Source organism: Asticcacaulis solisilvae (assembly GCF_052327315.1).
Lineage (GTDB): Bacteria > Pseudomonadota > Alphaproteobacteria > Caulobacterales > Caulobacteraceae > Asticcacaulis > Asticcacaulis solisilvae_B.
The window spans coordinates 3,230,413-3,255,825 of sequence record NZ_CP166196.1 but is presented as its reverse complement, the minus strand read 5'-3'; the positions used below and the strand labels follow the sequence as shown (position 1 = coordinate 3,255,825).

The 25,413-nt window shown below is 64.3% G+C and carries 20 protein-coding genes; 3 read left to right on the top strand and 17 right to left on the bottom strand.

Annotated features, from left to right (window positions below):
- Positions 1-31: 31 nt before the first annotated feature.
- The 6 genes from nagA to AB8717_RS15410 are packed head-to-tail and all read right to left on the bottom strand — an operon-like array spanning position 32 to position 6,124.
- The gene (nagA, locus tag AB8717_RS15435; RefSeq protein WP_443750900.1) at positions 32-1,183 is read right to left on the bottom strand and encodes an N-acetylglucosamine-6-phosphate deacetylase; all 1,152 of its coding nucleotides are present in this window, start codon (positions 1,181-1,183) and stop codon (positions 32-34) included.
- A 20-nt stretch (positions 1,184-1,203) separates the two neighbouring features.
- The gene (locus tag AB8717_RS15430; RefSeq protein WP_443748209.1) at positions 1,204-2,271 is read right to left on the bottom strand and encodes an SIS domain-containing protein; all 1,068 of its coding nucleotides are present in this window, start codon (positions 2,269-2,271) and stop codon (positions 1,204-1,206) included.
- A gap of 27 nt (positions 2,272-2,298) precedes the next feature.
- On the bottom strand, positions 2,299-3,039 hold the full coding sequence (locus AB8717_RS15425) for a GntR family transcriptional regulator (protein ID WP_443748208.1): 741 nt from the start codon (positions 3,037-3,039) through the stop codon (positions 2,299-2,301).
- A complete protein-coding gene (locus AB8717_RS15420) occupies positions 3,026-3,841 on the bottom strand; it encodes a copper homeostasis protein CutC (protein WP_443748207.1) in 816 nt (271 codons plus the stop codon). Before AB8717_RS15420 ends, AB8717_RS15425 begins: the two co-directional genes overlap by 14 nt.
- The gene (locus tag AB8717_RS15415) at positions 3,841-4,773 is read right to left on the bottom strand and encodes a BadF/BadG/BcrA/BcrD ATPase family protein (RefSeq protein ID WP_443748206.1); all 933 of its coding nucleotides are present in this window, start codon (positions 4,771-4,773) and stop codon (positions 3,841-3,843) included. The genes AB8717_RS15420 and AB8717_RS15415 overlap by 1 nt, the downstream gene beginning before the upstream one ends.
- A gap of 22 nt (positions 4,774-4,795) precedes the next feature.
- Positions 4,796-6,124 (bottom strand): sugar MFS transporter, encoded by a 1,329-nt coding sequence (locus AB8717_RS15410; RefSeq protein WP_443748205.1) that lies wholly within the window; start codon positions 6,122-6,124, stop codon positions 4,796-4,798.
- A 400-nt stretch (positions 6,125-6,524) separates the two neighbouring features.
- Here AB8717_RS15410 and AB8717_RS15405 point away from each other — a divergent pair, with 400 nt between their 5' ends.
- Positions 6,525-9,257 carry a TonB-dependent receptor gene (locus AB8717_RS15405; protein ID WP_443748204.1) on the top strand — a complete coding sequence of 911 codons (2,733 nt, stop codon included), beginning with the start codon at positions 6,525-6,527 and terminating at the stop codon, positions 9,255-9,257.
- Between the two features lie 163 nt (positions 9,258-9,420).
- Here the strand turns inward: AB8717_RS15405 and AB8717_RS15400 are convergent, their stop codons facing one another.
- Both AB8717_RS15400 and AB8717_RS15395 read right to left on the bottom strand, forming a co-directional pair.
- Positions 9,421-11,148 (bottom strand): tetratricopeptide repeat-containing sulfotransferase family protein, encoded by a 1,728-nt coding sequence (locus tag AB8717_RS15400; RefSeq protein WP_443748203.1) that lies wholly within the window; start codon positions 11,146-11,148, stop codon positions 9,421-9,423.
- A 25-nt stretch (positions 11,149-11,173) separates the two neighbouring features.
- Positions 11,174-12,361 (bottom strand): acyltransferase family protein, encoded by a 1,188-nt coding sequence (locus tag AB8717_RS15395; protein ID WP_443748202.1) that lies wholly within the window; start codon positions 12,359-12,361, stop codon positions 11,174-11,176.
- A 92-nt stretch (positions 12,362-12,453) separates the two neighbouring features.
- Here AB8717_RS15395 and AB8717_RS15390 point away from each other — a divergent pair, with 92 nt between their 5' ends.
- Positions 12,454-13,293, top strand: a complete 840-nt coding sequence (locus AB8717_RS15390; RefSeq protein WP_443748201.1) for a LytTR family DNA-binding domain-containing protein — start codon at positions 12,454-12,456, stop codon at positions 13,291-13,293.
- On the opposite strand, the gene AB8717_RS15385 is transcribed toward AB8717_RS15390, so the two are convergent.
- The 5 genes from AB8717_RS15385 to AB8717_RS15365 all read right to left on the bottom strand — a co-directional run bounded on the left by AB8717_RS15385 (position 13,282) and on the right by AB8717_RS15365 (position 18,231).
- Positions 13,282-14,688: a glycoside hydrolase family 125 protein gene (locus tag AB8717_RS15385; protein WP_443748200.1), complete on the bottom strand. Its 1,407-nt coding sequence runs from the start codon at positions 14,686-14,688 to the stop codon at positions 13,282-13,284. The two genes, AB8717_RS15390 and AB8717_RS15385, sit on opposite strands and share 12 nt — an antisense overlap.
- A 222-nt stretch (positions 14,689-14,910) precedes the next feature.
- Positions 14,911-15,921 carry a sulfate ABC transporter substrate-binding protein gene (locus tag AB8717_RS15380; RefSeq protein ID WP_443748199.1) on the bottom strand — a complete coding sequence of 337 codons (1,011 nt, stop codon included), beginning with the start codon at positions 15,919-15,921 and terminating at the stop codon, positions 14,911-14,913.
- A gap of 62 nt (positions 15,922-15,983) precedes the next feature.
- Positions 15,984-17,360: an OprO/OprP family phosphate-selective porin gene (locus tag AB8717_RS15375; protein ID WP_443748198.1), complete on the bottom strand. Its 1,377-nt coding sequence runs from the start codon at positions 17,358-17,360 to the stop codon at positions 15,984-15,986.
- A gap of 177 nt (positions 17,361-17,537) precedes the next feature.
- The gene (locus AB8717_RS15370; protein ID WP_443748197.1) at positions 17,538-17,759 is read right to left on the bottom strand and encodes a YezD family protein; all 222 of its coding nucleotides are present in this window, start codon (positions 17,757-17,759) and stop codon (positions 17,538-17,540) included.
- 49 nt (positions 17,760-17,808) lie between these two features.
- Positions 17,809-18,231, bottom strand: coding sequence for an RrF2 family transcriptional regulator (locus tag AB8717_RS15365; protein WP_443750899.1), 423 nt, complete (start codon positions 18,229-18,231; stop codon positions 17,809-17,811).
- Positions 18,232-18,441: 210 nt separating this feature from the next.
- On the opposite strand from AB8717_RS15365, the gene AB8717_RS15360 reads away from it, so the two are divergent.
- Positions 18,442-19,158: a hypothetical protein gene (locus tag AB8717_RS15360; RefSeq protein WP_443748196.1), complete on the top strand. Its 717-nt coding sequence runs from the start codon at positions 18,442-18,444 to the stop codon at positions 19,156-19,158.
- On the opposite strand, the gene AB8717_RS15355 is transcribed toward AB8717_RS15360, so the two are convergent.
- The 4 genes from AB8717_RS15355 to putA form a co-directional block, all read right to left on the bottom strand.
- Positions 19,146-20,177: a sulfate/molybdate ABC transporter ATP-binding protein gene (locus AB8717_RS15355; protein ID WP_443748195.1), complete on the bottom strand. Its 1,032-nt coding sequence runs from the start codon at positions 20,175-20,177 to the stop codon at positions 19,146-19,148. The genes AB8717_RS15360 and AB8717_RS15355 overlap by 13 nt on opposite strands.
- 136 nt (positions 20,178-20,313) lie before the next feature.
- Entirely contained in the window at positions 20,314-21,159 is an 846-nt protein-coding gene (cysW, locus tag AB8717_RS15350; RefSeq protein ID WP_443748194.1) for a sulfate ABC transporter permease subunit CysW, read from the bottom strand.
- Entirely contained in the window at positions 21,159-22,046 is an 888-nt protein-coding gene (cysT, locus tag AB8717_RS15345) for a sulfate ABC transporter permease subunit CysT (protein ID WP_443748193.1), read from the bottom strand. The genes cysW and cysT overlap by 1 nt, the downstream gene beginning before the upstream one ends.
- Positions 22,047-22,274: 228 nt before the next feature.
- Positions 22,275-25,397, bottom strand: a complete 3,123-nt coding sequence (putA, locus tag AB8717_RS15340; protein ID WP_443748192.1) for a bifunctional proline dehydrogenase/L-glutamate gamma-semialdehyde dehydrogenase PutA — start codon at positions 25,395-25,397, stop codon at positions 22,275-22,277.
- Positions 25,398-25,413 lie beyond the last annotated feature (16 nt).

The window sequence follows — 25,413 nt, the reverse complement described above, 5'->3', positions numbered from 1 at the left end:
TGCGGTATTCCGCCGCCGTTGGAATTGTGGGTCAGGCACTTAGTGGCAGGGCGGTGGTTTCCGTGCCCGCGCCGATAAACGTTCCCTTGATATTGAGACCGTCGTCCAGCCAGACGATGTCGGCGCGCTGGCCCGCGACCAGCGAGCCGCGCTCGGCTTGCAGGCCCAGGAAGGCCGCCGGCGCGTGCGCGGCCATGATGGCGGCGTCGCCGATCGAGGCGTGCGCATGCTCCACGCAATATTTGACCGCGGTCGCCATATCAAGGTCCGAGCCCGCCAGCGTGCCGTCGGGACCGACGCAGACACCGTTTTCGACGTGGATCGCCTGGCCGTTCAGCGTGAAGGTCTTGGTCTTCGAGCCCACGGTCGGCATGGCGTCGGTGACCAGCATGTAGCGATCTGCCGGGCGCGTATGCAGGGCCACGCGCAGCACCGGCCAGTCGACATGGTGGCCGTCCATGATCAGCCCGCACCAGGCCGTCCGGCTTTCGAGCGCGGCGCCGACCACGCCCGGGGCGCGGTGCAGCATGGGCGACATGGCGTTGAACAGATGCGTGAAGCCGGTCACGCCGGCATCCAGCCCTTCGACCATTTGCGCATAGGTGGCGTTGGTGTGGCCGGCGGCGATAATCACGCCGGCTTCGGCCAATTCGCGGATGTCGTCGGGCGTGCAGCGTTCCGGCGCCAGGGTCACAAGCGTCTTGCCGCGCTTCAGGCTTTTCAGCAACGCCTTCGACTCGGCGTCGAGCGTACGGAACAGCTCGGGATTATGAATGCCCTTGCGGTCCTTGCTGATGAACGGGCCTTCGATATGAATGCCCAGGACGCCCGGTACGCCCTGCTCGATGGCCGCCTCGACGGCGCGCATGGCGGCATCGATGACCTCAAGCTCATCGCTGATCAGGGTCGGTAGATAGCCAGTGGTGCCATAGGTCCGGTGCGCCTTGCCGATGGCTGCAATGCCGTCGACCGTGGTTTCGTCGTTGAACAGGACGCCGCCGCCGCCATTGACCTGGGTATCGATGAAACCCGGCAGCAGATAACCGCCCTCGGCATCGACGACCTGGCCCTCCGGCTTGGCCTTGCCGTCGGCGACACGCACGATCCGGCCCTGGTCGCAGACCAGCGAGCCGTTGACGACGCCGTCCGGCGTGACGATGCGGGCATTGGTGAAGGTAATCATTTGGGTCACAGGGCCAGGCTCTAGAGGGTTTGCGTTACCTTGTTGAGGTGCGGCGGGCTGTCGGGATCGAGGCCGCGCGCCAGCGACAGGCTGTTGGCCAGCTTGTAGAAGCTCTGGATTAGCAACAGCGGTTCAAGGGCGGGGGATGCCGTGTCCGCCGGCAGATGGACCGCGCCGTCGAGCGCCGCAAAAAACGTTTCTGGCGCCGCCAGCAGCACGGCGGCGCCGCGCGATACGAACTCGGCCGCGACGTCGCGCACGCCGTCGCCGGCCGTGTCCGAGGTCGCGAAGGCCAGGATCGGGAAGCCGTCGTCGACGATGGCCATGGGGCCGTGGCGCACCTCGGCGGAGGAGAAGGCTTCCGCGTGCAGGGCGCAGGTCTCCTTGAGCTTGAGCGCCGCTTCCTGGGCGACCGCAAAGCCATATCCGCGTCCGATGACGAACAGGTTACGCGCGCCTTTGAGCACGGACAGGGCCGCCGACCAGTCGCGGGCGAAGGCGGTTTTCAGCTGTTGCGGCAGGGCGTCCAGCGAGGCGACCAGTTCGGCGTCCTCCGCCCAGTGCGCGGTGATGGCTGCGAGCGCGGCCAGCGACGTGATATAGGACTTGGTGGCGGCGACCGACTTTTCCGGGCCGGCCTTGAGCGGCAGAAGCGTGTCGGCCAGTGCCGCCAGGGGACTGGTTTCGTCATTGACCAGGACCACGACGTGGGCGCCCGAATCCTTGTGCGCCTTGACGGCGGTCAGCAAGTCCGGCGAACGGCCGGACTGCGAGATGGCGATGCACAGGGAATCGCCGGCCACCACGGGTGCGGCATAGATCGACGATACCGAAAGCGCCGCCGAACTGGTGGGAACGCCGACCAGGGTCTCGATCAGATACTTGCCATAGGTCGCGGCGTGGTCCGACGAACCGCGGGCGCACGTTGTCACCGAACGCGGCGGGTTGGCGCGAAGCCACGCACCGAGGCGCTTCAGCGTCTCGCCATTGTGGTCGAGAAAACGGCGGACCGCATCACCGCCTTCGGCGCTTTCGGAAAACATCAGCGTCTGTTCGGGCGGGGCGATAACGGTCTGAGAGGCGGGCATTGGAATCTTCCTAAACTTTTTTGGACATCAGCTGATGTCGTTGAGCTCGGCGACAACGTCATAGGCGTCGCCGCGGTACCAGGACTGGGTGAATTCGGCGGTGCGGCCGTCGGCCAGGAAACCGCGGCGTTCGATGAACAGGCCGGCGTCGCCCGGCTTGACCATAAGGCGGTCGGCCTGTTCCGGCGTGAAATTGACGGCACGCAGGCGCTGCAGGGCGCGGACCGGACGGTGGCCCGTCTTTTCCAGCGCCTGGTAGAGCGAGGTGGTGACCACGTCGAGCGACGGCAGGCAATAGCCGGGAATGGCCGACTGCTCCAGCGCCATGGTCTGGCCGTCGGCGTAGCGGATCCGCTGGAAGCGGAAGACCGGCGCACCGGGCGACAGGCCCAGCGACAGGGCTTCTTCCGGCGTCACGGCGCCCAGCGACTTGGACACCCATTCGGAATGCGGCTTGCGGCCGCGCGACATCATGTCTTCCGAGAAGGAGGACAGCTTCGAGAAGCTCTTTTCGACGCGGCTGGCGACAAAGGTGCCGGCGCCACGGCGGCGCATCAGCAGGCCTTCGGTGACCAGGCCGTCGATCGCCTTGCGCACGGTTATGCGCGACACGTCGAAATCCTCAGCCAGGTCGCGTTCGGCCGGAATGGCGTCGTCCTGCAACAGCTGGCGGTTCTGGATCGCGTCGCGAAGAACGCGTTGCAGTTGCAGGTAGAGCGGTGCCGGGTCTTCCTTGGCCAGCCGGCCGACGCTTTCAGCAAATGACATGATGCTTGTCTCCCCCATCGTTCGGCGCCGGATCTTCGTCCTGTGCGCCGCGACGGCTATTTATCGAATCGAGTATATACCGGACAGCCGTAACAGCGTTCGCATCTGTAAGCATCTGGTGAGTGCGCAATCGTCCGACAAGACCTTCCGTGACTTCGGGCGCCGTGGCGCAGGAGGCGTGCACGCTGGCGACGCCACCCAACACGACGATATCGGCGACGTTGGCGGCCGTGATGCCGACGCCGGCCAGGACTTCGACGCGGCCGGCGGCGTAGGTGACGAGGCGGCGCAAGGACACCGTGCCTTCGCGCGCTGTCGCCGCACCGCCCGAGGTCAGGACGGTGGCAATGCCGAGGCTGATGGCGGCGTCGAGCGCTTCCAGGGCGTCGGGCGCCAGGTCGAAGCTGCGATGAAGCGCCGTTTCCAGGCCCAGAGCCGAAGCATGGGCGCATAGCCGGCCCAGCGCATGGAGATCGAGTTCGCCCGAAGGCAGGTTGGCGCCGAAGACGACACCGGCCATGCCGGCGGCGCGCGCCGCCTCGATATCGTGGCGCATGATGTCGAGCTCGCCGCTGTCGTAGCAGAAGTCGCCGGGGCGCGGGCGGACCATGGCGCGGACGGGCACGCCGCAGCGCGCGGCCTGGCGCATGAAGCCGGGGGAGGGGGTGACGCCGCCGACCGCCAGCGCCGAGACCAGTTCGATCCGGTCGGCGCCGCCGGCCACAGCGGCGCGCACGCCGTCAATGGTATCGGTAACGACCTCGAAGACTATCCCGTCACGACGGTGTGCGGAGGCTGACATCACACTGTCTCCCGCGCGGACGCAAAGCCGTTGCCGATGCCGTTTTCCCCGCCGTGCGCCATGAGGATGGCGCCTTCGACGGCGTCGGCCTCGGGCTTGGCCAGAATGGTGTGCGTCCACGGGCTGAGCCACGGACCGAGCGGTTCCGCCATGCCGCCGACCAGGCAGACCTTTTCCGCGCCCATCTCGTGCAGGCGGGCGATATAGCGGCCGAGATCGGTTGCCGATTGCTCGACCAGCGACACGGCGACGGCATCGCCTTCCTCGGCGAACTGCATGGTCAGCGGTGCCAGCTGGCCGAAGTCGCGCGGCTTGGCCGTGGTGACCCAGTGGACGATGTCTGCCGGATGGCCGCCGAAATGATTGATGACGGCGCGGGTGAATTCGCTGACCGGCGCCAGCCCGTCCCAGCCATGCAGGGCGGCGCGGATGGCCTCGCGGCCGAGGCTGGCGGCCGAACCGTCGTCGCAGACCTCGAAGCCCCAGCCGCCGAGCGGATAGCCCTTGCCACCGACCCAGGCATAGCCGGCGCTGCCCGTGCCGGCGATCAGCAGGCCGCCGTCCCGGCCTGAGAAGGCGCCGAGGCAGGCGGTATGGGCGTCGGTCGAGGCGTCGGCACGGGCGAAACGCGGTCCGGCGCGAAGGGTCCGGTCGACGTCGCTGGCGTCGGCGATGCCGGCCAGGCCCAGGCCGATGCTGATCTCGTCCCACGAGGTGCTGGCGCGGCCGGCCTGGGACAGGGCCTTGTCGAGCGCGCTCAGGATATTCGCCCAGACAAGGTTGAGGCCGAGGCGGATATTGGCCGGGCCGCCTTCGCCTTCGCCGAGCAGGGCGCCCGAGGCGTCGCGGAGCCGCACGCGGCAGCGGGTACCGCCGCCGTCGACACCGGCGAAGAGGGAGGGCGCTTTATCGGCAATAAGCACGGGGGACATAGGCGAAATCCGCTGCGGGGTATTAGAAATCGGATGCGATGGTGCCGGCGGCTGCTTTTTCGGCGGCAAGCTCCGCCTTGGGCCGGCCGCGGCCGGCAAAGGCGCCGAACAGCAGGATATAGGCGTAGGACGGCACCATCAGGGTGACGAAGACGAGCTGGAAGTTGAAGGTTTCCTTCAGGTGGGCGAACAGCTGCGGGATGACCGCGCCGCCGATGATACCCATGACCAGGAAGGCCGCGCCCATTTCGGTATGCTTGCCAAGGCCGCGGATACCGAGCGGGAAGATGGCCGGCCACATCATGGCGTTGGCGAAGCCCAGGGCCCAGACGAAGGCGACCGAGGTGTAGCCCTTGGTCAGGAAGGCGCCGATGCTGAGCAGGATGCCGAGCACCGCCGAGAGAACCAGGTAGCGTTCCTGGCTGATGAAGCGCGGGATGGCGATCAGGCCGCAGACATAGCCGACCAACATGGTGACCATGGTGAAGCTGGTGAAGAAGATGGTCTGGCTGACCGGCAGGTCGAACATGCGGCCATAGGTGCCGACCGCGTCACCCGCCATGACCTCGACGCCGACATAGAAGAAGATGGCCAGGAAGCCGAACAGCATCTGCGGGATAGCCTGGGCGAAGCTCTTGCCGCTGCCGGGGTTGGCGTCGTCGCCGATATTGGGCAGGGGCGACTTGTAGACGAAGACCGCGATGACGGCCAGGAAGGCGCCCATGGCCAGGTATGGAATATGGATGCGTTCGGCCAGGCCGTTGAGGATGGCTTCGCGAGCGGCGGTGTTGGCGGCGGCATCGACCTTGGCCTGCATCTCGCCGATGCCCTTCAGGATCAGCGCGCCAATGACGAACGGTGCGCAGGCGCCGGCCAGCTTGTTGAAGATGCCGAGCAGCGCGATGCGCTGGGCGCCCGATTCGATGGGGCCGAGGACCGATATATAGGGATTGGACGCGGTCTGCAGCAGCGACAGGCCGGCGCCGATCAGGAACAGCGACACCAGCGTCGGCGGGAACATGCGCATCGAGGCGAACTGCCCGAAGCAGGCGGCGCCCACGGCCATGACCAAAAGGCCCAGGGCCATGCCGCCCTTCATGCCGGTCTTCTTCAGGATGAAGGCCGAGGGCAGGGCCAGGAAGAAGTACGAGAGATAGAAGACCGACGGCACCAGGAAGGCTTCGACATCGCTCAGGGAGAAGGCGAGTTTCGAGAAGGTGATCAGCGGGCCGTTCAGCCAGGTCACGAAGCCGAATATGGCGAACAGCAGGCAGAACAACAGCACGGCGCCCCAAGGCGTCTTCTGCGGCGTTTTCTGTGTCGTCGACGATGTCGTGGAAGGTCCTGGCATTTACGGCTCCCTAGCTCTTATAGTACCAATTCTTATAAGTGGTATGGCTGATCTCATTCCGAAATGCAACCGGTTCACAAAAGAATCTAACACCGAAATCCGGATTCCTGCAAATCCTATAAGCCCTTAGGCTTTCCCGCGTCTTTATTAATGGGGTGGTGGATTCCGCAGCGGTATTTTTGTCACAGAAACGCAACAGAAGTGCGGGCCAAATTGAGACCAATCAGATTCCTGTTGACACAAATTTGAAACCAAAACTAACTTCGCGGCCAGAGACAGGTCTGGCATTGGTACTTTGTGGCGTTGTTTTGGTATCTATGACCTGTCCGGACAAACGCGGCAGACATCGGTTTTGGGGCCGGCCTTCGCCGCAAGGCCGCCGAAAAGGGAAACACAACACATGCAATTCAAGCGTCACATCATGATGACGAGCGCCGTGGCCAGTCTTGCCATGGGCCTGTCAATGACGGCCGGCGTCGCCGCCGTCCACGCCCAGGCGTCCACCGCGCCGGCGTCCTCGGATACGGTCATCGTCACCGGCATCCGCAAGTCGCTGCAATCGTCGCTGAAGCAGAAGCGCGACGCCGACAGCGTCGAAGAAGTCATCACGGCCGAAGATGTCGGCAAGTTCCCGGACAAGAACGTCGCCGACTCGCTGTCGCGCGCCACGGGCGTCAACGTCGTCACCGGTTCGGCCGCGGCCGGCGGCTTCGGTGAAAACGAGCACATCTCGATCCGCGGCACCGACCCGAACCTGAACCTGACCCTGATGGACGGCCACAACATGGCGACCGGCGACTGGTTCGTGCAGGACCAGCAGGCCGGCGGCCGTTCGTTCAACTACACCATGCTGCCGTCGGAAGTGGTCGGCACCATTGAAATCATCAAGTCGTCGTCGGCCGACCTGTCCGAAGGCGGCATGGGCGGCACGGTCGACGTGCACGTCCGCAACCCGCTGGATCTGAAGCCGAACACCTTCGCCGCCTCGGCCCAGGCGCTCTACGCCTCGCTGCCGGGAAAGACGACCCCGAACGTGTCGGGCATGTATTCCTGGCGCAACGACGCGCGCACCCTGGGTGTCCTGGTCGGCGCCTATTACGAGGCGCGCGAATTCCGCCGCGACGGCCAGGAAGTCCTGGGCTACACCGGCATCAGCAACTTCGCCGGCACCGGCAAGACGGTCTACATGCCGTCGCTGATCGGTTCGGAATACTTCACGCAGAAGCGCACCCGTGAAGGCGTCAACCTCAATGTCCAGTGGAAGGCGTCCGATCGCCTCGAATTCGACGTGTCGGGCCTCTATACGCACCTCCAGGCCGACAACAACAACCACAACTACATGTTCTGGGGTTCGAAGCTGGCCGGTGCGGCGCAGGGCGGCGGCTATTTCAGCACCACCTATCTGCCCAGCAACTATACCACGCAGGATGTTGACGGCACGACCTACCTGACTTCGGGCACCTGGACGAAGGCCCAGGTCCAGGCTGCTTCTGCTGAATCGCATGCCGCAGGCCAGGCTTTCGGCTCGCTGGTCCAGGATGACATCGTCCGCAAGGCGCACTCCGACTCGTACGACATCAATGTCGACATGAAGTGGCACGCCACCGACAAGCTGACGATTACCGGCCAGCTCGGCTACACAGCCGGTGAAGGCGTGACGGACGACTCGGCGGCCTGGGAAACCTATTGGGACAATACGGGCGCTTCGTTCAAGCTGGGCAACCCGACCAGCACCGTGGCCTACCCGGACCTGCCGACCGACAAGACCTCTTCGGCCTACCTGTCGAACAAGTTCAACTGGTCGTGGGGCGCCAACGTCAAGTCGCCGGACAAGGAAACCTACGCCAAGGTCGACTTTACCTACCTCCTCGACAACAGCATCTTCAAGGACGTCAAGTTCGGCGCCCGCTACACCGATCACCGCCGCGACATGGACTTCATCGCCTATTCGTGGGGCGGCAACGGCGTCTACAGCCAGACCGGCGGCATCAATCTGGGCACGGTCTATGCCGGCGAATCCACCCCGGGCGACTACGGGCAGGACGTGGGCAACATCCCGGGCTACACCTTCGGCAGCGCCAGCTCGATCTTCAACTACGAAGACACGCATAACGGCGGCCGCGTGTTCGGCTTCTACGCTCCGGCCAGCTTCGCGGTCCATGAAACGACCGACGCCTACTATGCGATGACGCACCTGGGCGGCGACAGCTGGAAGGGCAATATCGGCGTCCGCGCGGTCCACACCAAGACGACGTCGATCCAGTACACCACCAATGTCGCGGCCGGCACGTCGACCACGCCCAGCGTCTTCGGCGCCTATGCGGAAATCGACTCGGCGCACGATTACTGGGACTTCCTGCCCAGCGCGAACCTGACCTACAAGGTCAACAGCGACGTGATCATCCGCGCCGCCGCCGCCGAAGTCATGACGCGCCCGGGTTACGCCCAGCTGGCCGGCGCCTATTCGCTGAACGACGCCAACCACACCGGCACCGCCGGGGGCAACCCGGACCTCGATCCGTACAAGGCGTGGCAGTACAACCTCGGCGTCGAATACTACTACGCGCCGCAGGCCATGGTCTCGTTCACCGCGTTCAAGATCGACTTCTCGAACTACATCACGACCAACGTCTTCTCGGCGACCTTCGTCGACCAGCAGAACCCGACTGGCGCCTCGTTCCAGATGCAGGGACCGGCCAACGGTGGCAAGGGTAATGTCGACGGCTACGAAGTCAGCCTGCAGCAGCCGATCGGCGAAGGCTTCGGTTTCATCGCCAACGCCACCTACGCCAACGGCAAGGGCAGCGACGGCGGCCCGATGGACGGCAATTCGAAGTGGACCTACAACCTGACGGGCTACTTCGAAAACAGCCTGGTCAGCGCGCGTCTCGCTTATAACTACCGCTCGAAGTTCAAGTCGGGCACCGACCGCGGCACGGCGATGTGGCAGGACAACTACGGCACGCTCGACGGCTCGTTCAGCTACAACCTCAGCAGCAATATCGCCCTGACCCTGGATGCGCAGAACCTCACCCACCAGAAGCTGTACTACTTCGTGGGCAATCCCAGCATCCCGCGCGCCTATTACGACAACGGCCAGTCCTGGTTCGTGGGCGTCCGCCTGAAGTACTGATCAGCCTTCCTCCTCGCCGGGCGCTCCCCGCCCGGCGAACCCTCCTGCCTTCGCAGTCATTTCCTTCGGCGGTTTATATCCCTCTTCCGCCGGGTGTTCTCCAGGGCTGCGGCGGTTGGATATCCCTTGCGGCCGGTCTTCTGGACCGGCCGTTTTTTTTGGATCAGAGGTCCAGGGTATAGCCCAGGGCTTCGACGACCGGCGCGATGCGGTCCATCCACGGCGCCAGTTGGCGGGCATAGTTGCGCCAGCGGCCGATCGAGCGGTCGTTTAGGGGCTTCGAGACTTGCGAATAGGACGGAGTCGGCGCGTGGCGCCGGTTCTCGTGGAACCGCAGGCAGGCCTCGTCGAAACCCAGCCCGCAATAGTCGAGCACGCGCCGCGTTTCAGCCTCCTGGTGAGCGACGAAGTCCTCATAACGGACGACCAGCGGCGGCTGTTCGACAATAGTGTCGTAATGTGCATCGAGGCCGTGCTGAGCGATCATGTGCGTCACGATCGTTTCCATGGCGAAGCCGCTGTTCATGCCATGCGTCAGGTTATGCGACAGGATCGAGATCGCGACATCCAGCGGATGGCGCAGCATGCGGATGACGGGCGCGTGCGGAAAAGCCAGGCGGATCAGCGGGAGGTGGGCGTCGTTGAGCGGCATCTTGTCGGTGAAAAGCCGGCGGCCTTCCCCCATGACGCCGTAAATTTCGGCGCGGCCGAGATAGTAGTCGCGTAACACGGTCGGAATGTGATGGAAGTCGGCGGCCTGGGCCTCGGCAAGGCGTTGCGGATAGGGTTCCGTTCCCGGCAGCAGCCGCGTCGACAGGGCCTGCCATTCGTGGACGAACGGCAGTTCGCCGCCGGGCGCCACATGGTCGTGGCTGGACAGCATCTGCTCGATCATCGTCGTGCCCGAGCGCGGAAACCCCAGGATGAAAACCGGTTGCGGCACGTCAGTGCGCGTTCCGGCCCGGGGCAGGCGCGCCAGGCTTTTCGCGGTGAAGGCGGCGCGCAGGGTTTCGAATTCGGCGGCGATTTTCGGAGCGTCGTAAGCGAGCTTGCCCTCCTGGGCCAGTTTGGCCTTGGCGGTCACCATGGCGGCCCAGGCTTCCTCGTAGCGGCCAAGCCGGTCGAGCAACCGGCCCTTGTCGAGCAGGGCGGCGGGGCTGATGCGCGATCCGGCGCGGTCGATCAGTTCAAGCGCCTCCTTCGGCTTGTCGGTGTTGGACAGGTACAGGGCGCGTAGCAGCGCGAAATCCTGGCCGGCAGGCTTGCCGGTCTGTTCGGCGCGGTCGAGCCATAGCCAGGCATTGACCATGTCGCGCCTGGCCTCATAGACGCGCGACAGGTGGGCCATGGCCATGGCGCGGGCGCCGGGCGGCTGTTCGGCGACGCGGCAGGCCTGAAGGAAGAGACTTTCGGCCTCGTCGAGCCGGCCCTGATTGTACAGGCACAAAGCCAGGTTCACCAGGATCTGCGGGTGAGGCCCGGCCAGTTCCAGCGCCTGGCGATTGTGGTATTCGGCCGCCGGCAGGTCGTCATATTCCGCAAGGATGACGGCCAGCTGCAGGTGGGACTGCGGATCCTCGGGCAGGGCGATCAGGGCGTGGCGGGCCGCCATTTCGGCCGCCTTGGTCTGGCCCTGGACATGCAGCATCTGGGTCAGGTCGTGGGCCGCCCAGGCGCTGGCCGGATCGAGCGCCAGCGCGTGCCGCATGGTGTCCTCCGCGCCCTTCATGTCGCCGCGCGATTGCTGGATGACGGCCTTCAGTTCCAGGGCGTCGAGATCGTCGGGCGCTTCCTTTAGCCGCATACCGCAAAGGCTCAGCGCCGCCGTGAAATCGCGGGCCTGAAACGCCTGGCGGCCCCGAAGGACGAGCGGATGGGGAGAAGCGGACACTGGACACCTGATTTTACCCTATATTTCAGGAGTGTAAGCCACTTTCCGATTCTCTCAAAATGCCGGGGCGAGTGGTGGCAACCGCGGGTTTCGCTGGCATGCCGAAGAGGGGGCGAAGGACGGGAATTCGCCGCACGACGACATAGGTCAGCCAGCAGCCCACGACGGTGATGGCGATCAGCAGCGGCGCCTCGACCGCGACCGGCAGATGCAAGAGGTTGAGGTTGTAGGCCGCCACGACGATGATCGTCTGGTGAACGATGTAGAACGGAAAAATGGCTTCGGTCAGCGTCCGGCGCAGCGGACCATCGGCATGGCTGAGGTGATGGCGGGCATAGCCGATCAGGGCCAGCATCATGAATATCGCCTGGGCCGTCTCGATGGGGTTGCCGATCAATTCGCCCACGAATGGGGTGATTTGCCCGGCGGCCCACAGCTTGCGCAGCAGTTCGAGCGCCAGATAGCTGCCGATGCCGACGATCAGGCTGGCGTGGCGAATTTTCCGGGCGATTTCGAAAAAGCGGTCGAAGCGCGCGACCAGAACGCCCATGGCGAAGAAGCCGGCGGAGTCGTAGTGCACGTACCAGTCGCCGACAAAGGCATGGGTTTGCGGGAACAGGGGATCGAGCAGGTAGTCGCCGAAGAGGTACCAGCCGAACGGGATGGTGATGTAAAGCCAGGCCGGCAGGCGCGTGGCCCAGCCCATGGGAATGCGTTTCAGCACCGGCCACAGGACGGCGAAGACCAGGCTGTAGGCCAGCAGGTAGACGACGTACCAGAGGTGGTTCCAGGTCGGAACGGACAGGCAGCCATAGGCGTTGCACCAGCCTTGATAGTGCGTCAGGTACTTGCCGTAGAAGGCGAGATAGTCGCCGGTAAAACCGTATTGTTCGCGCACCTGGTAGAAGCTTTGCGGCGCCACGATCACCGCCATGCCGAAGACGATCGGCCAGAACAGGCGGTTGAAGCGCGACATGCCCAGCCGCCAGGCGGTGGTCTTGTCCGCCATGAAGCGGATCGCCACGCCGGAGATGAAGAACAGCAGGTCCAATCGCCAGGGATTGGTGATGCGCATCAGCGGCTCTATGGCGTGGCCGGCATGGTCGCTCTTCACGTGCCACCCCCAGGTCACGTAAAACATGCCGGTGTGGTAGAAGATGAGCAGGCCGAAAGCGATGATACGCAGCCAGTCGAGGTCGTAGCGCCGGGTCATGAAAAGGCTCCTGAAATGAGTGGTCCAGGGGCTAACATCGCGCTATTCTGCCCGCCATCGGCCTGACACGAGCGGCCGGGCAGGTGGGACGAATGGGGACGGGCGGCGGCATCACCGGGACACACGGCGGCGTTTCAGGGACGAGCGGGGCGTCCTTTGCGAAGGTCTACGCTTTCATCATCGTGCTGACCCTGATCATCTGCTTTATCAACGCCACCTCGGTCCTGATCGAAAATTCGAGCAACGGAGCGTCGCTCCATTTTTGGGAACCCATATTGTGGGAGGTGAGCAGCATCGTCGCGCTGTTCGCCCTGTGTCCCGTCATTTTTATCCTCTATCGCCGCTATAGCCCGTCGCGGCTGGGGCTGGTGCCATTCCTGGCGCTGCAGGTGCCGATCGTCGTGGCTTTTTCCCTGCTGCACATCGCCGGCATGGTTGTCGTCCGTCATCTCGGTTACGGGCTTGCCGGCATGCATTACGATTTCGGACGCGGGCATCTGCCGCTGGAACTGCTTTACGAAGGCCGCAAGGACTGCCTGTCCTACGGCATCTATATCGGTATTTTCTGGGTTGCCGACCGGCTGGCGGCCTCGCAGGAGGCACCAAAAGCGCGGGAGCGCCTTGAGGTGCGGGCCGACGGCCGGATCCTTTATTTCGAACCGGGCGAAATCCTGTGGGTCGAGGCGGCTGGCAACTATGTCGAAATCCACGTGGCCGGGCGTCCGGCGGCTCTGCTGGTGCGGGGTACGCTGGCCGAGTACGAGGCGCGGCTGGGAACGGCCGACTTCGTCCGCATTCATCGCTCGCGCTTGCTCAATCGCAGCCATGTCCGTGCGATCGAGACGACGCATTCGGGCGATGTCACGGTGACGCTGAGCGACGGCCGCGAGATCGCGGGCAGCCGGCGCTATCGTGAAGCCTTAGGCCAATAAAGCGGGTTTGCGCCTGTAGATGTCGAGGATCAGTTCGCCGAACAGGGTGTTGGCCCAGGCAAACCACGGCCGGGTATATTTGGCGGGATCGTCGGTGTTGAAGGCCTCGTGCATGAAACCCGTGCCGGCGTGCGTCGCCTTCAGCGTATTCAGGCTCATCCGGATGTCGTCGTCGCGGGTGGCGGTCAGGGCGTACATCATCAGCGACATGGGCCATACCATGCCGCGGCCGATATGCGGGCCACCGATGCCTGAAGCCGCCTTGCCTGAGAAGAAGTACGGATTGGCCGCGCTCCACACCGCCTTGCGCGTCGCGACATAAAGCGGGTCGGTCTTCCCGCAGGCGCCGAGATAGGGCAGGCCCAGCAAGCCCGGCGTATTGGCGTCGTCCATGAATATGGCATTGCCGTAGCCATCGACCTCATAGGCCCAGACGGTCTCGCCGGTCGGCAGGTGCGTGCGGCCCCACACCATCAGAGCGGCCGTGACTTCGTCGGCCAGCGCCTTGCAGTCGAGCGCGAAGCCGTCGCCCAAGCCCAGCGGCCCGGCCATTTCCGCCAGTTGCCTGAGACTTGTGACGGCGAAGTGGTTGGACGGGACCAGGAAGGGCAGCACGCACGAATCGTCGGATGGGCGGAAGCCGGAATGGATCAGCCCGACCTTCTTCGAAGGGGCGCCGAAGCCGTTCAGCGGCAAGGTATCGACCGGATTTTCGGCGGCGCGCTGGAAGTGGTAGGGTCCGTCATTGTCCTTGCGCTGCTGCTGGCGGAAGGTGACTGGCACGAGGCGCATGGCCTGCCGCCAGGTCTCGTCGAACGGAGTCGCGTCGCCGGTCGCCTGCCAGTAGCCGTGCGCCAGCCGCACCGGCCAGCACAGGCTGTCGATCTCCCATTTGCGCTCGGCGACGCCCGGCCTCATGTCGGTCTTGTCGTGCAAGGACCAGACAAGGTTGGTCGAGGCCTCCGGATCGCGCATGAAGGCGTTGGCGTACGGGTCGATCAGGATAGAGCGCGCCTGGCGCTGGATGACGCCCTGGAAGAGGGTGCGCAGCGCGTTGTCCTTCGCCGCGAACGGCAGGTAGGGCCAGACCTGGGCCGACGAATCGCGCAGCCACATGGCGTCGATGTCGCCGGTGATGACGAACGTATCGGGCTTGCCGTCGACCGTGCCTGTGGTGACGGTCGTATCCAGCGTATTGGGAAAACAGTTTTCGAACAGCTGCGCCAGTTCCGGGTCTTTGATGACGCGCTTCATCTCGTCGATGCAGGCGTCGATAGCGGGGCTGATGAACCGGCGATCGGCTGGCGCGGGGCGCCGCGACACCGTCTGGGCACGCGCCGTCACGGGAAGCAGCGCGAGGGCCGTGAGGCCTGTAAGAAGTTGCCGTCTGTCCATGGTCGCCCGCCGCCCCCGAAACCGCCTTATGCGTCGTAATGCCAACAAAAAAGCGGCAGGTTCATGACCTGCCGCAGTTTGAGGCATCGGGGAGGGGAATGCTCTCCGGCTCTGGGGGAGAAAACGAAGAAGGACTACGTCTTCGAAATCTGGTCGAAGACGCCGCCGTGCTGTTAGAGCGAAGCGTTAGCACAACAAAAAAACGGCGGGGCGCTCCGGACCTTATTTCTTCGAAATCTGGTCGAAGACACCGCCGTAATCGAACTGTTCCTTCTGGACCTTGGTCCAGCCGCCGAAGTCGCGAATGGTGACCAGGGTCGGAATGTTCGGGAAGCGCGAGGCGTACTTCGCGGCGACCGTCTTGTCGATCGGGCGGTAGTAGTTTTGGGCGATGATGTCCTGGCCTTCGGGGCTGTAGAGGTAGTTGAGGTATTCCTTGGCAATGGCCAGGTTACCCTTCTTCAGCGCCACCTTGTCGACGACGGCGACCGGCGGTTCGGCGACGATCGACACCGACGGCACGACGATTTCGAACTGGCCCTTGCCGAGCTTGTTGGTCGCCAGGAAGGCTTCGTTTTCCCAGGCGATCAATACGTCGCCGACGCCGCGCTCGACGAAGGTGACGGTCGAGCCGCGCGCGCCCGTATCGAGCACCGGCACGTGGGCATAGAGGTTCTTGAGATATTCCCTGGCCTTGTCGTCCGTGCCCCAGCGCTTCTTGCCGTAGGCGTAGGCCGCCAGGTAGTTCCAGCGCGCGCCGCCCGAGGTCTTCGGGTTCGGCGTGATGACCGACACGCCCGGCTTGATCAGGTCGTCCCAGTCCTTGATACCCTTGGGATTGCCCTTCTTGACCAGGAAAACGATGGTCGAGGTGTAGGGCGTCGAATAGTTGGGCAGGCGCGATTGCCAGTTGGCGGGCAGCAAGCCGGCCTTGGACGAGATCGAGTCGATGTCGGCGGCGAGCGCCAGGGTCACGACGTCGGCGTCGACGCCGTCGATGACCGAGCGCGCCGAGGCCCCGGAACCGTTGTGCGACTGGCGGATCGTCACGTCCTGGCCGGTCTTGCCCTTCCAGTACTTGGCGAAGGCGGTGTTGTACTGTTGGTAGAGTTCGCGGGTGGGGTCGTAGGAGACGTTGAGGAGCTCGGCGGGCTTCGGCGCTGCAAAGGCCGGAGCCACCGAAAGCAGGCTGAGAGAGACGGCGAGACCCGCCAGGATATGTCTGCGTTGCATGGAAGATGTCCTTGGTTTCCGGGCACCGCAGTAAGGGTGCCCGGTTGGAAATAAGTTTTCGATCAGTAGCGGAACTGGATGCGGCCCGAGGCGAAGTCCTCGGTCTTGCGGTTGGCGCCGGCGGCCGCGCCGCCGACGAACTTGGTGGTGTCCCAGTCGGCGATCAGCTTCAGGTTTTCGCTCCAGTACCAGGCCACGCCCAGACCGGTCGAAGTGGCCTTGGAAGCCGACGAATTGATCGAGGCCAGGCCGAGCGTGAAGGCCTTGTCATCGACATCGGTGTAGCCGTAGCGCGCGGTCAGTTCGAGCGCGCCCCAGCCGGAGCCGTCGATATTGAAGTCATGAGCCGGCTTGACGCCGCCCTTGTAGCCGACGTTTTCACCGGTCAGCACCCACGACCCCGACACGTCGAGCGCCTTGTTCTTGAGGCGGCCCGTGATCGCGCCCAGCTTCACGTCCTGTTGTTCCTCGATATAGTCGGCCAGGACGCCGAAATTGTTGAGATAGAACCAGGCCTGCGGGTTGCTGCGCGTCAGCTTGCCGTTCGAGAAGGCGCCGGTCGCGTAACTGAAGAAGGTCTGCTGGCCCGGGCTCTTGAAGGTCGGAAGCTGGGTGTTGGCCGTGCTGCCGAGGTGTTCGCCGTCGGTGCCGGCATAGCCGATACCGAAGCCTTGCAGCCAGACGAGGTCGGTCTGGGCGAACGGCGATGCGAAGACGCGGTAGGCGACGTCCTTCTTGTTGTCGAGGTCGTTGTTCAGGTTGACGCCGTCAGCCGCGCCGTCGAACAGGCCGACCTGGTATTCGAGGCTGCCGGACAGCGCGGTGCCGAACAGCTGGTAGCCGAGGTCGCGGTTGGGAACCAGGTTGGTCGAATGGCCGCGCTCGGTCCAGATGACGTCGGCGTCGGCTTGCAGGCGCTCCAGGCCGATCGGCGACTTGAACTTGCCGGCGCGGAACTGGAGGAGATCGGAGGCCTTGTATTCGACATAGCCGTCGACGATCGACGACGCGGCGGAGGACGAACCGCCCAGTTCCGCGGTCAGGCGGAAGGACGCATTGCCGGCGCGGCCGGAGAAGGTCGGACGCAGCAGGCGGTCGACGACTTCGTCGCGCAGGGTTCCGCCGTCATTGCCGAAGCTGTGGGCGTCGACATTGGCCTGGAAGTTGAAGTTCAGGGCGTATTTGCCGTCGGACGAGGTAAAGCCCAGGCCCTTCTTGTCGAGCGTGGCGACGGGCGTCTTGGCGGCGGCGCCGGCGGCCAGTTCCTGGTCGAGATCGCGCTGGCGCTTCAGGGTATCGAGTTCTTCCTGAAGCTTGTCGATCTTTTGTTCGACGGTCAGCGGGGCTGCGTCGGTGCTTTGGTCCTGCGCGAAGGCAGGGGTGACGATAAGGCCGGCGGCGAGCGCAGCCAGGCTGATGGAGGTTTTTAAGAAACGCACGGATTTGCTCCTGGTTATGGCGTGCGTCACCTCCGGCTGTCCGGTGGGGGACTTTTTATGTAGCTCAAGCGCCGCATGGCTCCTCGCATAAAGCTCGGGCGGCCGGTCGGCCTTGCCGGCCTGCTTAGCAGTCCGGAATAGCTGTTGTTTTTTTGGTTAGGGTTGGTGCAGGTAGTCTTACGAAAGCGCGTCGGCCAGGGGCTTGCCCTTGACGTCGAAGCGGACCTTTTCGCTCTTTTCGATCTGGACGACGCGCGAGTCGTGAATGACGATCTCGAGCGTGCCGAAGCGGATCTGCTGGAGGCTTTGCAGGATGTGACGCTCGACCTCGGTCAGCTGGGCCGGGAACAGTTGGGCGTCGGATTGCGGGCGCACGGGGGCGGCGGACGATACACTCATGTGATCCTCGTCTTGAAAAAGCAGTGAAACCTGGAATTACGCGGAACTTTTAGGCGGTCCGGAGAAGGTCCGGGGCGGCTACGAGATCGGCCAGACATCGGCCGTCCAGAATGGCCGACATGGCGTTACGCACGTCGAGCATCAGGCGGCGCAGGTGACAGGCGGTTTCGTCCACGCAGTCGTCGCACTTCTGGTAGGCGGTGAGCGACGCGCAGCGAATGGGCGCAAGAGGGCCGTCGATAATGCGGATGATGTCGCCCAGGAAAATATCCTTCGGGTCCCTGGCCAGGTAATACCCGCCGAAGATACCGCGTTTCGAATCGACGATGCCGTTCTGACGCAGCTCCTGGAGAATATTGTCCAGGAACTTCTGCGGTATGTTCTCGGCCTCGGCGATCTGCTTGGACGGCAGCGTCGCGGCCTCGGTCTGAGCCATGTGGATGAGCGCCTTCAACGCATACTTGGCCTTCATGGATAGCACGTGTTGCCTCTCCCGTTGCCGTAAACTACACCTAATTGATATGGTTTAATGGCGATCACGTCAATGGTGATTAAACTGCACTAAATCGGTATATATTCGATGAAGGCATTAGAATGGCTAATTTCTGGCCCAAACGGGTGCCTTGCCGCGCATCGAAATTTTGCAGCCGGGCCGTTAGGCTTCACCTGAACGGAGGCCTTCATGACCAAGATACTGGAAAAATGGACTGTCATGCCGCATGGCCGTCTTACGGAAATCGACGACGGCATATGGACCGTTACCGGCGATCTGCATATGCCACTGACACCGCTCGAGCGGCGGATGACGGTGGTCCGCCTGAACAGCCGCGCCCTGGTGATCTACAGCGCCATTGCGCTCGACGAAACACAGATGAAGGTGCTGGAGGACGCAGGCCGCCCGGCTTTTCTGATCGTGCCGGGAGACCATCATCGCCTTGATGCGCGCATCTGGAAGGATCGCTATCCGGATATCAAGGTAATCGCGCCAACGGGTGCCCGCGACGCTGCGGACGAGGCCGTGCCTGTCGATGCGACCGATGTCGATTTCGGCGATCCGGCGGTCAGCTTCGTTACGGTGCGCGGCATGTCGGGCCATGAAGCAGCGCTGGTGGTGCGCAGGCCAGCGGGGACCACCCTGATCGTCAACGACATTATCGGCAACATGCCGGAAGGGGCCGGGCTGGTTTTGCGCGCCATGCGCTTCGCAGGAAACGAGCCGCATATCCCGTTGCCGGTATCGATGACCCTGAAGGACAAGGACGGTCTGCGCGATCAATTGCTTAGCTGGGCGGACGAACCCGGCCTGAGGCGGGTGATCGTATCGCACGGCGAGCCGATCGAAGCGGATGCGGCGCAACAGCTTCGATCGCTGGCCGATACACTGTGTCAGAATACATAGACCCTGGTCGGCAGGACAACGACGTCGTCGCCGGTACGTAAAGTTGCGGCTTCCGAATCGTGCGCGTGCTGGGTTTCGTAGACCGTCCCGTCGCTGAGCCGGACTTCGAGGCGCAGGCTGGAACCCGCCGGCAGGACGGACAGGACCTTGCCCGGAAAGCCCGGACCGGTTTTCGATACGTGGCTTTCGAACGGTCGGAATCGTGCGGTGACGGCGCCGTCCGCCGCCGTCGATACGGCCGGAACGCTGAAGCCGTCGAACTGCACGTTGCCGCCCGACAGCTTGCCCTGGGCCTGGTTGGCGTGCCCCAGGAAGTCGAAGACGAACGCCGTCTTCGGCTGGCGGTACAGTTCCAGCGGCTCGCCGATCTGTTCGATCTCGCCGTCCTTCAGCACCACCACGCGGTCGGCGAGGTCCAGCGCCTCTTCCTGATCATGGGTGACGAAGACGGTGGTGACGCCGGTTTCGTCGTGGATGCGGCGCAGCCAGCGGCGCAGGTCCTTGCGCACCAGGGCGTCGAGCGCGCCGAAGGGTTCGTCGAGCAGCAGCAGGCGCGGCGAGATGGCCAGGGCGCGGGCCAGGGCGACGCGCTGGCGTTGGCCGCCCGACAACTGGCTGGGGTAACGCTTGCCGAAGTCCTGGAGCTGGACCAGTTCCAGGAGGCTTTCGACCTTGGCCCTGATCTCGGCCTTGGATGGCCGCTCGTTGGCCGGGCGGACATTGAGGCCAAAGGCGATATTGTCGGCCACGGTCATGTGGCGGAACAGGGCGTAGGACTGGAAGACCATGCCGATGCGGCGGTCGCGCGCATTGAGGTTGAGGAAGTCTTCGCCTTCGAAGGTAATCGAGCCGGAATCCGGCGTGTCGAGCCCGGCCAGCAGGCGCAGCAGGGTCGTCTTGCCGGAGCCAGACGGCCCGAGCAGGGCAAGGAATTCACGCGGGCGGGCTTCGAACGACACTTCGTGGAGCGCCGCGAAGTTGGTGAAGCGTTTGGTGATGTTATTGACGATCAGGGACATTTTCTTATTCCAACGGCGATTGCCTTTGACTTACTCGCCGTTCGCAAGCGCGACTGCGCGCCCGAGACTGTCCTCAATGAGCGAAGCGTTAGGACAACGCTTTGAGGGCGAGGAGCCATGCGGCGTTTGAGCTGCATCAGTGTCTGCGGTGAGCGGCGAGCTCGCCGGCGAACCGCCACTCGAGCACTGTCTTGAGGATGAGCGTAATGATGGCCAGGCCGGTGAGGATCGAGGCGCAGGCGAAGGCCGCGATCGTTTCGTACTGGTTGTAGAGGATTTCGATCTGCAGCGGCAGGGTGTTGGTCAGGCCGCGGATATGGCCGGACACGACCGAGACGGCGCCGAATTCGCCCATGGCGCGGGCGGTGCACAGCAGGACGCCATATAGCAGGGCCCACTTGATGTTCGGCAGGGTGACGCGAAAGAAGACGTCCCAGCCGCGCGCGCCCAGGGTCACGGCGGCGACTTCCTCATCCGTGCCCTGGTCGGTCATCAGCGGGATCAGCTCGCGCGCCACGAAGGGCAGGGTGACCAGGACGGTCGCCAGCACCATGCCGGGCAGGGCGAAAACGATCTTCACGTCGTGGTCGCGCAGCCAGCCGCCGAACCAGCCGTTGGCCCCGAACAGCAGGATCCACACCAGGCCGCAGATGACCGGCGAGATGGTGAAGGGCAGGTCGAGGATGGTGAGCAGCAGGCCCTTGCCTTTGAATTCGAAGCGCGTGATGCACCAGGCTGCCGCGATGCCGAAGACGGCGTTGAGCGGAACCGAGATGGCGGCGACCAGCAGGGTCAGCTGGATGGCGGCTATGGTATCGGGATCGTCGAGCGCGGCGAGATAGGGTTGCAGGCCGCCCTTGAAGGCTTCCGTCAGGACGACGACCAGCGGCAGGACGATGATCAGCCCCATCCACAGGACGGCCGACGCGGTCAGGCCGAGGCCTGCGGCGGTTTTCGGGTTTTCGGCGGGACGGGCTCTCATCAGCGGGCTCCCCGGCGCGACAGCCAAAGCTGGACGGCATTGAGCAGGATCAGGACAGCGAACGACAGGCCGAGCATGATCAGGGCGACCGAGGCTGCGCCGGCATAATCGAATTCCTGCAACTTGATAACGATCAGAAGCGGTGTGATTTCGGACACGTACGGCATGTTGCCGGCGATGAAGATGACCGAGCCGTATTCACCCACGGCGCGCGCCAGGGCCAGCGAGAAGCCCGAGAGCAGCGCCGGGCCGAGCGCCGGAAAGATAACGCGGAAGGCGGTCTGCAAAGGCGAGGCGCCCAGGGTCTGCGCAGCCTCCTCGACCTCGGCGTCGAACTCGGCCAGCACGGGCTGGACGCTGCGCACGACGAAGGGCAGGCCGACGAAGACCAGGGCAACGAAAATGCCGAGCGGCGTATAGGCGATCTTCACCCCAAGCGGAGCGAACAGGGCGCCGATCCAACCGTTCGGAGCATAGAGCGTGCAAAGCGCAATGCCGGCGACGGCGGTCGGCAGGGCGAAGGGCAGGTCGACCAGGGCGTCGAGCAGGCGGCGGCCCGGGAAGGTGTAGCGCGTCAGCACCCAGGCAATGATCAGGCCGACGAACAGGTTGAGCACCGCCGCAGCCGCCGCGACGCCGAAGGTCAGCTTCAGTGAGGCGATGACGCGTGGGTCGGTCAAGACGAAGAGGAAGCCCTGCAGGCCGTGTTCCCACGGACGCGCCACCAGCGCGGCCAGGGGGATCAGCACGATCAGCGACAGATAGGTAATGGTCAGGGACAGCGACGATTTGAAGCCCGGCAGGACACGAGTCGTGTGCAGGGTCGTTCGCGGCGGTTTGAAGCCGGCGGGCGCAGGGGCCCGGGCAGGGGAAGCGGATGAGGTCATGGAGGCCTGACGCGTGGGAAGAGGCGATTAGTTGGTACTGTTTCGTCTGATCCTGGGTTTGTACCCTCGCGATCGGCCACCGGCGCTTTCAGAACGCTAAAGCAAACTAAACCGGTGTAGTATGCCTTTTATCGCAGGAATCCGATACTGTCATATCAGAAATCATGGCGGCAGGCATAAGCACGCCTAATCTCGACGTACCACTTTGTTGTGACAGGCGCGTTATCGCTAAAGATTGAGCAGCGCCGGGTCGCCGCCCTGGGCGGTGATGTTGACCGACAGGGCGCGTTCCGATGCGAAGCGCGTCAGGGCCAGCGGGCCGCCGGCCTTGGGGCCCGTGCCCGACAGGCCTTCGCCGCCGAAGGGCTGGACGCCGACGACCGCGCCGGTGACCGTGCGATTGACATAGACATTGCCAGCCGGCACGGCGTGCATGATCGCTTCGGCAAAGGCTTCGAGGCGCGAATGGATGCCGAGCGTCAGGCCGTAGCCACGGTCCGCCAGGGCCTTTGTCATCGATTCCGGATTTTGAGAATCGTAACGCACGATGTGCAGGATCGGACCGAAGACCTCGCGTTCCAGTTCCTGGGGACCGGAAATCTCGGCCAGGGTCGGCGCGAAGAAATGGCCGTTGAGGGCGGCGGGCAGGGGCGTGCGGTGCAAGACCTGGCCGTTCTCTTCCAGCGTCTTGAGGTGAAGATTGAGCAGCGACAGGGCGTCGGCGTCGATAACCGGGCCGGTGTCGATATCGAACTGCGCTGGGTCGCCGATACGGAGCTGGTCCATGGCCCCCTTCAGTGCCTCGATATAGGCGTCGGCCAGTTCGTTCGGCACGAAGAGCAGGCGCAGCGCGCTGCAACGCTGGCCGGCCGATCCGAAGGCCGAGACAATGACGTCATCGACCACCTGTTCCTTGAGCGCCGTGGTGTCGACGAACATGCCGTTCAGTCCGCCGGTCTCGGCGATGAACGGAACGATCGGGCCGTCCTTGTCCGCCAGCGTCCGGTTGATGGCGCGCGCCGTATCTGTGCCGCCGGTGAAGGCGACTCCGGCTATGCCGGGATGCGCCACAAGCGCCGCGCCGATTTTCGCGCCGTCGCCGGGCAGGAGCGCCAGCAGGTCGGGATGCAGGCCCGCCCCATAGAAGATCTTGACCGCCTTGTGCGCAATCAGCGGGGTCTGTTCGGCCGGCTTGGCCAGGACAGCATTGCCGGCGGCCAGCGCCGCCGCGATCTGGCCGGTGAAGATGGCCAGCGGGAAATTCCACGGGCTGATGCAGACGAAGACACCGCGGCCGTGAAGCGAATGCGAATTGCGCTCTCCGACCGGTCCGGTGAGCGTCAGCGGACCGCTGAACTGCTCGCGCGCCAGCTTTGCGTAATAGCGGCAGAAGTCGGCGGCTTCACGCACCTCGGCGATGGCGTCGAGCCATGACTTGCCGGCTTCGCGCACCAGCACGGCGCACAGAGCGTCGTGCTTGCCTTCCAGGGCATCGGCCATGGCCTCCAGGACCTTGGCGCGGCCGTCGCCGCCCACATCATTCCACGCCGGTTGCGCAGCCTGGGCGCGCTGGACGGCTTCGGCGATCATGACGGGGTCGGCGTCGTGGACCTCGCCGACGATGCGGTTGAGGGCTGCCGGTGCATAGACGTGGGCGGCATAGGTCGAGTGCGGCCTGGCGCCAATCAGGGCGTTGGCTTCCTTGGGTTCCGCGTCGAGCCTGGCGATCGCCTTCGCCAGGCGTTCGCGCACGGAAGCGATGCTGATGTCTGGGCCGAGGCTGTTCAGCCGGTCGCCATACATGTCGCGGGGCAAGGGCAGGCGGGCATGACGGAAGGGATGCACGCGGACTTTTTCGACAGGATCGGAAATGACGTCTTTCGGGTCGATGGCCTCGTCCAGCAACGCATTGACGAAACTGGAATTGGCGCCGTTTTCCAGCAAACGCCTGACAAGATAGGGTAAAAGGTCTTCGTGGCCGCCGACGGGGGCGTAGGCGCGCAGCGGAAACGCTTCGAATTGTTCGGAAGCTTCGGCGTACAGTTGCTCGCCCATGCCATGCAGCCGCTGAAATTCGACGACGACATTCTTCGCCTTGGCCATGCGGCGGACGGCCGCCAGGCTGTGGGCGTTGTGCGTGGCGAATTGCGCATAGATGTGCGGGGCAGCATCGATCAGCGCGGCGGCGCAGACCAGGTAGCTGAGGTCGGTCGCGGCCTTGGTGGTGTGCACCGGATAGTCGTCGCGGCCCATGACCTGGGCGCGCTTGATCTCGGTGTCCCAGTAGGCGCCCTTGACCAGGCGGACCATCAGGCGGCGGCCGGTTGTCTGCGCCAGGGTCTTGAGGGCGGCGATGACCGACGGGCAGCGCTTCTGATAGGCCTGGACGGCGAGGCCGAGGCCCTTCCAGTCGCCGAGCTCGGGCTCGCGGCACAACTGGTCGAGGACCTTGAGGCTGAGCGCGAGGCGGTCGGTTTCCTCGGCGTCGAGCGTAAAGTTGATATTGGCCTTGGCCGCCTGGACCGCCAGACGCTTCAAGCGCGGATAGAGGTGATCGAAGACGTCTTGTGTCTTCACCGCCTCATAGCGCGAATAGAGCGCCGACAGCTTGACCGAGATGCCGTGGTCCGCTTCCGGGCCGCCGGTCGTGACTTTTGCGAGTGTTGCGATGGCGCAGGCATAGGCTTGCGTATAGCGCTCGGCATCGGCCTCGGTGCGCGCACCTTCGCCCAGCATGTCGAACGAGCACAGATAACCGTCCTTCTTCGCGCGCTTCAACGCGTCCTCGATCGTGCGGCCCAGGACGAACTGCTCGCCCATGATGCGGATGGCTTGCGCCACGGCGGCGCGGATGACGGGTTCGCCGACCCTTTGTGTCAGGCCGTGGAGGTAGCCCTTGAGGTCCTTCTTGGCGGTGTCCTCGACGTCGATGATGCGGCCGGTCAGCATCAGGCCCCAGGTCGAGGCGTTGACGAACCAGTTGTCGGAATGGCCGAGGTGCGAAGCCCAGTCGGCCGGCGCGATCTTTTCGGCGATCAGCTGGTCGCGCGTCGCCTCGTCGGGCGTGCGCAGCAGGGCCTCGGCCAGGCACATCAGCGCCAGGCCTTCGCGCGTTCCCAGCGAGAATTCCTTGAGGAAGCTTTCGACGACACCCTGGCGCTGCGCCGCCTTGCGCGTGGCGCGGACCAACGATTCGGCTTCGGCGCGCACGACGGCGCGCGTCTGGTCGTCGAGCGGATTGTCACGCAACAGCCGTATGCATATTTCCGCGTCGGACAGGTATTTCTCGCTGTCGAGGCTGTCCCAGTCGAAGCTGAAGAGGGCGGAAGGGGCGGGGCTTGAGTCTGGCATGACATCACCGTTCTGC